Origin of the sequence: Anoxybacillus tepidamans PS2 (genome assembly GCF_000620165.1) — a bacterium.
GTDB classification, from domain to species: domain Bacteria; phylum Bacillota; class Bacilli; order Bacillales; family Anoxybacillaceae; genus Anoxybacteroides; species Anoxybacteroides tepidamans_A.
In genome coordinates this window covers 183187-191380 of record NZ_JHVN01000005.1, presented here as the reverse complement: position 1 = coordinate 191380, position 8194 = coordinate 183187, and the positions used below count along the sequence as shown (strand labels likewise).

Below are 8194 nucleotides of genomic sequence, written 5' to 3'. Positions count from 1 at the left end.
AAAGAAATCGATGAGTCTTATACCAGTCAGACATGTCCTGTCTGCCAAAAAAGAAGAAAAGGTTCCCAACGAATCTTTGCTTGTTCTTGCGGGTATGAAGCCCATCGGGACATTCATGGCGCCCGCAACATTTTGAGCAAGGCGCTCCATCAAGAGATGGTTCCTTGGGATGTGCCAACGACACTCACGTATCTACGGATTGCCTAGGCAAGAAGTAGTAGACGGGTGGGACCGCCCCATCGGTGACCTACCGATGTTGCTTACCGAATCGGTCGGGAAGGCTTCCGATCCTCTTATCGAGTCGAAGAAGACCGCCTTCTTCTGCGTTGAAGCTTCTTTGATCGAGTAGTAAGAAACTCCCACCTCTAAATGAAATGTAGGTGGGAGAGGTTCATCGTGCTAGAGCGCTCGAAAAATATATTGATTTATCTCAAAAAACATTGTAAATTAAAGAAAGTAATTTTGTGAGGGATAGGAGGGGAGTTTGACATGACGATTTACTTCATACCCCTTGCTGTAGTTATTTTATTTTCTATTAACCAGTTAACAAATACGCTTTGCGTTCAAAGAGAAATCCCGGAGGAAAAACAACCGTCCGTGTTTCGAACCATCAACGTACTCATTACGATTTTACTCATTTCGTCTTATTTTGAAGTTTTATTTACATAAAAAGAGCTGACAGTGACAACTGCCAGCTTTTTTGTTAACGTGTTTTAGAACCACCAAGCGCTTCCGACAATAATTAATAGAATGAACAGCACAACGACTAACGCGAATCCTCCCGCATAAGGTACGGGTGCGCCCATAACAACACCCCCTTTCGAGAAGGGTTTTTTCATTTTGAGTTACTTTATCATATGCAACTAGGGCAAATGTGTATAGGCGAGTGACCTAGAGGAAAAAATTTTTGTATCATGGGAAAATGTGTTATATTTATTGTTGTGGTTTTTGCAAAAAAATTGATAGTAGGAGTTGTGGGTTGAATGAAAAAATGGACGATTGCTGTGGCAACCGCGGCCTCTGTACTTGCTTTATCCGCTTGCAACAACGGCGGTTCGGACGTGGTTGTCGAAACAAAAGCCGGCGATATTACAAAAGATGAACTTTATAACGCCATGAAAGAGCGTGTCGGAAAAGAAGTCATCCGTGACCTTGTGTATGAAAAAGTATTGAGCAAGAAGTATAAAGTAAGCGATCAAGAAATCGACAGACAGATTGAAGATTTAAAGGACATGTATGGCACGCAATATGAACTCGCTGTTCAGCAAAATGGCGAGAAAGCCATTCGCGAGATGGTGAAACTAGATTTGCTGCGCCAAAAAGCCGCAATGGAAGATGTGAAAGTAACAGAAAAGGAAATGAAGCAATATTACGATCAATATAAGCCAAAAATACGGGCAAGCCATATTTTAGTAAAAGATGAAAAGACAGCAAAAGAGGTTAAAGCGAAACTTGATAAAGGTGAAGATTTCGCTAAATTGGCAAAGGAATATTCACAAGACCCAGGTTCGGCGCAAAACGGCGGCGATTTAGGATGGTTTGGCCCAGGCAAAATGGTGAAAGAATTTGAAAATGCTGCTTATTCGTTAAAGGTAGGGGAAATAAGCCAGCCGATTAAAACGGAATTTGGATATCATATTATTAAAGTGACAGATAAGAAGAAGAAGCCATCATATGAACAAATGAAAGATGAAATTGAGTTTGAAGTGAAAAAGAATAAACTCGATCCATCGAAAGTAGAATCGAAAGTAGCAAAGATTATTAAAGAAGCCGATGTCAACGTGAAAGATAAAGATTTTAAAGATGTGTTCGCACAATAAAAAGGTGTCCTAATGGGCACCTTTTTTACATCTATCTATTATGGCGTTTGGATTGGGAAAAACGATACATTGATTATTCTATTCCTTTTTGGATCGTCGCGGCAATCGTTTGCAGGTCTTCAAACGTATAATCGCTTGCATGCGACTTCCAGACAGCGCCAAACCCGTCTCCTTTTCCGTAGCGAGGGATGAGATGGATATGGTAATGGAACACAGTTTGTCCAGCTTGTTCGCCGTTGTTGTTCAAAAGATTAAGTCCAGCGGGAGAAAACTGTTTTTTAATAGCTTTCGCAATTCTTGGAACGACGCGAAAGACATGACTTGCGATATCTGGAGTGAGTTCAAAAACATCTGCTTTATGTATTTTTGGAATCACTAGTGTATGTCCTTTTGTCACCTGGCTAATATCGAGAAATGCGAGAACATGTTCATCTTCATATACTTTTGCAGCAGGAATGTCTCCGTTGATAATTTTACAAAAAATGCAGTCGCTCATAAGCGATGACCACCTTTCTTGCGATTTGATTTTTATTTCCATTTTATCATAAAAAGAACAGGATGTAAGCCGTGAAGGTTACATCCTGTTCATCGCGAAAAGGGGTGAGGATGCTTTAACTAAAATAGCGTTTGATGAACACCTCATTTACAAAAAGGTTTTTACTTCTTGAACATTTCATCGTTCAAGCTGATCATCCCCTTATCCGTGTAAGGATAAGAAAACCTTACCACTTCGTTCGATGATCTGCGACAAACACCTCATTTATAAGGAATTTTCCTTGCTGCAGGCGGTGTTATCTTTCGTAAACACCTCATTTCAATGCGGATGATTCACCAAACAACAATGGCTTGTTGTTGTTTAAATAGTTCCTCATCCCCTCTTCGTTATTTATCATGTCCGAAACTAACGTTCAAATACATATAATTTTTGGAAAGTGGCAAGTTTTTTGATAAAATAACGGTGACAATATGAAAGGAAGGAACAGAAAGAATGACGCTTCTCGAAGTCAGCCACTTGCATGGCGGCTATACAAACAGAAACGTGTTAGAAGATGTTTCATTTACAGTAGCGAGCAATGAAATCGTAGGGCTTATTGGCTTGAATGGGGCGGGAAAAAGTACGACAATTAAACACATTATCGGTCTCATGGAGCCGCGGAAAGGCAAAATTATGATTAATGGAAAGAGCTTTGCCGATGATCCTGATTCTTACCGCTCTCATTTTACATACATACCGGAAACCCCGATTTTATATGATGAATTAACATTAAAAGAGCATTTAGAACTAACGGCGATGGCATACGGATTAACTAAACATGAATACGAAAAGCGGCTTGAAGCTCTGCTAAAAGAATTTCGGATGGAAAAAAAGCTGTCCTGGTTTCCTGCCCACTTTTCTAAAGGGATGAAACAAAAAGTGATGATTATGTGCGCTTTTTTAGTGGAACCGGCGCTTTACATTATCGATGAGCCATTTGTTGGGCTCGATCCCCTCGGCATTCGATCGCTGCTTCAGCTTATCCAAAGCATGAAAGAAAAGGGAGCGGGGGTATTAATGTCAACACATATTTTGGCCACAGCAGAGAAATATTGCGATTCATTCGTCATACTTCATCATGGGAAAGTGAAAGCGAAAGGAACGCTAGAACAGCTGCGCCAAGAGCTTCAGCTTCCATCCGCCTCCTTAGATGAAATCTACATTGAGTTAACGAAGGAAGAGGAATATGATTGATAGCCGTTTGCTATGGAATCAGCGTTTTGTGCGCTATATAAGAGAAATGAGGCGATATTTGCGCTACATACTTAATCCGCATCTACTGTATGTGTTGCTGATCGCAGTTGGCGCAGGAGCTTTTGTGTATCAACGATGGGTTAAAGCGTTGCCGCCTTATTTCCCATATGCGATTGTGGGGGCGGTTATTTTGTCGTTGTTGTTAACATACAGCCCTGTTCGCACGTTTTTTCAGGAGCCTGATCTTGTCTTTTTATTGCCGGCTGAAAAGCAGTTAAGACCTTATATACAGCGTTCTTTTTTGTTCAGCATGGCTGTGCATGCTTATATTCTTATAGTTGCGCTGCTTGTCATTGCCCCCCTTCATCTTAAGTTTTCGACACTGCCGCTCTGGCAATTATGGGCCATGTTGCTGCTTGTGAAAACTTGGAATATGTTTATTAGTTGGAAGGAACATTATTTTGCGGAATCCGGAATTCATTATCTTGGAACTATGGCGCGCCTGCTCATAAATGGGGCGTGGGTATATTTCGTGCTGACAGCTGCCTCGCTTCTTTTTTTGCTTAGTCTGATCATCATGATGGTTGTGTTATCACTTTATTTTGTACGAGCAACAAAGCGCAAGGGAATGGCGTGGGAGCGCGTGATTCAGCAAGAAGACAGGGCCAAGCTTGCTTTTTATCGCTTGGCGAATGCTTTTACAGATGTTCCGCATTTGAAGAAGAGAGCGAAGCGTCGTAGATGGTTGGACGGATTATTGGCGTTTATCTCCCCGAAACAAGAAAATACGTTTTATTATTTGTATGTTAGAACGTTTCTAAGAGCAGGCGACTACTTTGGACTTTATGCACGCTTGACGGTCATAGCCTGCTTCTTTCTCTACATTATTCCGGCTAGCTACGGCCAAGTCATTACCGCTCTCTTTTTTCTTTATGCGACTGGCTTTCAATTGTTAGTATTGCCGCTTCATCACCGTTCAAATATTTTTATGAAAATTTATCCGCTGCCGGACGGTTTGAAAAAAAAGGCGGTGCTTCATTTATTTTTTATTCTTTTGCTCGTTCAAAATACGTTTTTTGCCTCTTTTTTAGCTGTAATTGGTGACTGGAAAGTAGGATTGTTGCTATTAGCAGCAGGTTCGCTTTTCAGTTACTTGTTAGTCTTTATGTATTTAAATCGAAGATGGAGGGAACGTTGATGAAAAAAATATATATTACGACGGGAACGAGAGAATATTTGCAAAGCTTAAAAGAAGGGTTTCCAAACGAGAAGATGCTTTTGCTTGAGGAGGAGGATGGAGCCGCATTGCTGCATGAAACGGAAGGAGAAACAGTATTTAAACAGCCTCTTCGTTATGAAGTACTCGATGCGGTCGGACAATTAGACGGTACGTTTGTTGTATGTAACAACATTCCAGTTACGGATGAGGGAAGACCTTTATTTGAATATCGTTTTAGCCAGCGGGCGCGATTGATCGAAAAAGAACCTGGTTTCGCTGCTATTCGCGTATTGCGCCCGCTTGATAATGACACATATATCATTATGACATTATGGGAAGGCAAGGAATATTTCGAGGCATGGCAGCGTTCGAAAGCATTTGAGAAAGCCCATGAGCGAAAAGAAGCAGACAAACCAACTAGCGAGCGGCCGCAAATTTTTCCGCGTCCCTCCTATATTAAAACTTATACTGTGCTGAAAGGAAACTAAAATGAATGACAAATGTCGCTACAATTTAGCGGCATTTTTTCTTTTTCGACTATTTCCGAGGAAATCGACATGTCACACCTTTTTCCTTTTTTCATATGATGTAGCACATCCATTAGGCAAATGTCTTGTTTGTTAATGGAAAATAAAAGGAAAGGGGAAAAGGTATGGGGGTTGAATTAACAGCGCTGCATTGGATTTACGTCCTGTTTGTCGTATTAATTATCGGGTTTATGATAGCGCGAAAAGATACATCGCTTGTTTGTATTGTCGGGATTTTCTTACTAGGTATTACTGCCACCCATTCGTTAAGCGCCGCGATTAGCGGGGTGTTTAATAGCTTTATTTACGCGATTACAGAGCTTTTGCCAACGATTTTAGTCATCTCCATTATAGTGGCAATGAGCAAGATATTGACTGCTACAGGAATTAATGATGTCATGGTTTCGCCATTTGTGAAGCTTATTCGTACACCGAGCTGGGCGTATTGGACGATTGGATTGCTTATGATGGTTATTTCTTGGTTTTTCTGGCCGTCACCAGCAGTTGCATTAATGGGGGCTGTGCTTTTACCAGCAGCAATTCGTGCAGGATTGCCTGCCATTGGAGCAGCGATGGCGATGAACTTATTTGGTCACGGAATCGCGTTATCAGGCGATTTTGTAATCCAAGGGGCGCCGAAACTAACAGCGGATGCAGCTGGTCTTCCTGTTTCGAAAGTGGTTAGTGCTAGTGTTCCGCTTGTACTTGTGATGGGGCTTGTCACGACTGTAACGGCGTTTATATTGCTGCGCCGCGATATGAAACGCGGCAGCTTGCATGTCACAGAGAGTGAAAACGCTGTCATAATCCAATCAAATAAAGGGCATTCTTTGTTATCGGCTAAAGCGAAAACATGGCTTGCGATCATGATCCCATTGTTATTTGTCCTTGATGTGTGGGCAATGGCGTACTTACATCTGCAAGGAGGAGATGCAACAGCACTCATAGGTGGAACAGCGATTTTCATTCTCATTATTATTTCACTTTTTGCTCATAGACAAAGCAGCTTTGAAGAAATTACAAATTATTTGATAGAAGGACTTCAATTTGGATTTAAAATATTCGGAGCTGTTATTCCAATTGCCGCATTTTTTTATCTTGGAGACGCAGGATTTTTAAAAATTATCGGCGAACATTTGCCGAAAATGTCAAATGGGATTGTGAACGATCTCGGAGTGGCATTAGCGCATCTTGTTCCTCTAAACAAAAAAATTGGGGCAGTCACATTAACAGTTGTTGGTGCTATTACAGGATTGGACGGTTCAGGCTTTTCAGGGATTTCTTTAGCTGGATCCATTGCTCATTTATTTGCAGCAGCAATCGGTACAGGAGCAGCTACACTTACAGCGTTAGGACAAATTGCAGCGATATGGGTAGGAGGAGGGACGCTTGTTCCGTGGGCTTTAATTCCGGCCGCTGCAATTTGCGGTGTCGATCCATTTGAATTAGCGCGACGCAATTTAATTCCTGTTGCAGTGGGGCTTGTTGTTACGACAGTTGTCGCAATGGTTCTCATGTGATGAGCCTAATAAAAACACGCTAAAATTTTGGAGGCCACCTCAATATTAGTGAGGCGGCTTTTTGTGTATCATGATATAATGAGAAAAAGTGGTAGAAGGGGGAGAACGGATTGATATCGGCTTTATACGAACGTTTAGAAAGTTATTATGATGAAATGGTGACGATTCGCCGTCACTTGCATCAACATCCAGAGTTGTCGTTTCAAGAATATAAGACGGCAAAATACATAGCTGATTACTATAGAACGTTAGGTGTGCCTGTGCGGGAGCAGGTGGGCGGAAACGGTGTAGTGGCAAAAATTGTTGGCGCGAAACCAGGTAAAACTGTTGCGTTGCGAGCGGACTTTGATGCGCTGCCGATTCAAGATGAAAAAGATGTTCCGTATAAATCGACTGTTCCCGGAGTCATGCATGCGTGCGGACATGACGGTCATACGGCGACATTGCTTGTATTGGCGAAAGCGCTTTATGAATTGAAAGAACAGCTTTCCGGAACCGTTGTCCTCATTCATCAACATGCGGAAGAATATGCTCCGGGCGGGGCGATTTCGATGATTCAAGATGGCTGCTTAGAGGGAGTCGATGCCATTTTCGGCACCCATTTATGGGCTACAGAGCCAACGGGAAAAATTCAATATCGTACAGGACCGATCATGGCAGCAGCCGACCGATTTGAAATTACGATTCAAGGATCAGGAGGCCATGGTGCGCAGCCCCATAAAACAAAAGATGCGATCGTCATTGCAGCGCAGTTGGTGCTTGCGCTGCAGCAAATCGTAAGTCGCCGCGTGAATCCGCTCGAACCAGCCGTTGTCTCGGTCGGCTCTTTTATCGCCGATAATGCGTTTAACGTCATTGCAGACACTGCTAAACTCGTCGGAACCGTTCGCACGCTCAATGAAGCGGTGCGCGACAGCATTGAGCAGGAAATTGAACAAATCACAAAAGGAATTTGCTTAGCAGCCGGTTGCTCGTATGAATACGCTTATACAAGAGGGTATCCTCCAGTGGTGAACCATGAAGAAGAAACAAAATTTATTGTTGAAATGGCGAAACAACTTCCGGAAGTGACGGTCATCGAAGAAACGGAGCCACATATGGGTGGCGAAGATTTCGCGTATTACTTGCAGCATGTGAGAGGAGCCTTTTTCTTTACAGGTGCTAAGGCAGAGAGCGTCGAAGCCCCGTTTCCGCATCATCATCCTAAGTTTGATTTTGATGAGAAGGCGATGCTTATTGCTGCTAAAATGCTCGGTACTGCTGCGATCAGCTATTTGAATAAATAAATCGTCAATTTTTTGACAGTTTCGCACGTTCGCTATACATTAAAATAAGAAACTTGTATAGTTTTAATTGTACACAGCTTGGCTTGTGGCCAA

Annotated in this window: 10 protein-coding genes; 8 read left to right on the top strand and 2 right to left on the bottom strand. The window is 42.3% G+C overall.

All coding sequences use genetic code 11. The annotated features are described in order from the left end of the window. Together N667_RS19380 and N667_RS0107600 are read left to right on the top strand one after the other, a co-directional pair. Window positions 1-207, top strand: a 207-nt coding sequence (locus N667_RS19380) for a zinc ribbon domain-containing protein (RefSeq protein WP_156936095.1), incomplete at its 5' end; no start/stop codon positions are given. A 282-nt stretch (window positions 208-489) separates the two neighbouring features. Beyond that, window positions 490-669: a hypothetical protein gene (locus N667_RS0107600; RefSeq protein WP_027409028.1), complete on the top strand. Its 180-nt coding sequence runs from the start codon at window positions 490-492 to the stop codon at window positions 667-669. Window positions 670-713: 44 nt separating this feature from the next. On the opposite strand, the gene N667_RS19375 is transcribed toward N667_RS0107600, so the two are convergent. Continuing rightward, complete coding sequence (locus N667_RS19375) at window positions 714-806, bottom strand: YjcZ family sporulation protein (protein ID WP_027409027.1); 93 nt, start codon at window positions 804-806, stop codon at window positions 714-716. Window positions 807-983: 177 nt separating this feature from the next. Here N667_RS19375 and N667_RS0107590 point away from each other — a divergent pair, with 177 nt between their 5' ends. Continuing rightward, window positions 984-1820 carry a peptidylprolyl isomerase gene (locus N667_RS0107590; RefSeq protein ID WP_027409026.1) on the top strand — a complete coding sequence of 279 codons (837 nt, stop codon included), beginning with the start codon at window positions 984-986 and terminating at the stop codon, window positions 1818-1820. Between the two features lie 73 nt (window positions 1821-1893). On the opposite strand, the gene N667_RS0107585 is transcribed toward N667_RS0107590, so the two are convergent. Further along, window positions 1894-2316 (bottom strand): HIT family protein, encoded by a 423-nt coding sequence (locus N667_RS0107585; RefSeq protein ID WP_027409025.1) that lies wholly within the window; start codon window positions 2314-2316, stop codon window positions 1894-1896. 492 nt (window positions 2317-2808) lie between these two features. Between N667_RS0107585 and N667_RS0107580 the strand changes: the two genes are divergently transcribed. From N667_RS0107580 to N667_RS0107560, 5 genes are all read left to right on the top strand, one after another. Then, the gene (locus N667_RS0107580; protein ID WP_027409024.1) at window positions 2809-3549 is read left to right on the top strand and encodes an ABC transporter ATP-binding protein; all 741 of its coding nucleotides are present in this window, start codon (window positions 2809-2811) and stop codon (window positions 3547-3549) included. Continuing rightward, window positions 3542-4747 carry an ABC transporter permease gene (locus N667_RS0107575; RefSeq protein ID WP_027409023.1) on the top strand — a complete coding sequence of 402 codons (1206 nt, stop codon included), beginning with the start codon at window positions 3542-3544 and terminating at the stop codon, window positions 4745-4747. Before N667_RS0107580 ends, N667_RS0107575 begins: the two co-directional genes overlap by 8 nt. Then, entirely contained in the window at window positions 4747-5256 is a 510-nt protein-coding gene (locus tag N667_RS0107570; protein WP_027409022.1) for an antibiotic biosynthesis monooxygenase family protein, read from the top strand. Before N667_RS0107575 ends, N667_RS0107570 begins: the two co-directional genes overlap by 1 nt. Before the next feature lie 164 nt (window positions 5257-5420). Then, window positions 5421-6815, top strand: a complete 1395-nt coding sequence (locus tag N667_RS0107565) for a hypothetical protein (protein WP_027409021.1) — start codon at window positions 5421-5423, stop codon at window positions 6813-6815. 110 nt (window positions 6816-6925) lie between these two features. Then, a complete protein-coding gene (locus N667_RS0107560) occupies window positions 6926-8101 on the top strand; it encodes a M20 family metallopeptidase (protein ID WP_027409020.1) in 1176 nt (391 codons plus the stop codon). Window positions 8102-8194: the final 93 nt, after the last annotated feature.

What these genes read in the sequence shown, in the direction of transcription:
- N667_RS0107590 (WP_027409026.1), top strand. Translation starts at nt 984, where the DNA reads ATGAAAAAATGGACGATTGCTGTGGCAACCGCGGCCTCTGTACTTGCT.
- N667_RS0107600 (WP_027409028.1), top strand. Translation starts at nt 490, where the DNA reads ATGACGATTTACTTCATACCCCTTGCTGTAGTTATTTTATTTTCTATT.
- N667_RS19375 (WP_027409027.1), bottom strand. Translation starts at nt 806, where the DNA reads ATGGGCGCACCCGTACCTTATGCGGGAGGATTCGCGTTAGTCGTTGTG.
- N667_RS0107580 (WP_027409024.1), top strand. Translation starts at nt 2,809, where the DNA reads ATGACGCTTCTCGAAGTCAGCCACTTGCATGGCGGCTATACAAACAGA.
- N667_RS0107585 (WP_027409025.1), bottom strand. Translation starts at nt 2,316, where the DNA reads ATGAGCGACTGCATTTTTTGTAAAATTATCAACGGAGACATTCCTGCT.
- N667_RS0107570 (WP_027409022.1), top strand. Translation starts at nt 4,747, where the DNA reads ATGAAAAAAATATATATTACGACGGGAACGAGAGAATATTTGCAAAGC.
- N667_RS0107575 (WP_027409023.1), top strand. Translation starts at nt 3,542, where the DNA reads ATGATTGATAGCCGTTTGCTATGGAATCAGCGTTTTGTGCGCTATATA.
- N667_RS0107565 (WP_027409021.1), top strand. Translation starts at nt 5,421, where the DNA reads ATGGGGGTTGAATTAACAGCGCTGCATTGGATTTACGTCCTGTTTGTC.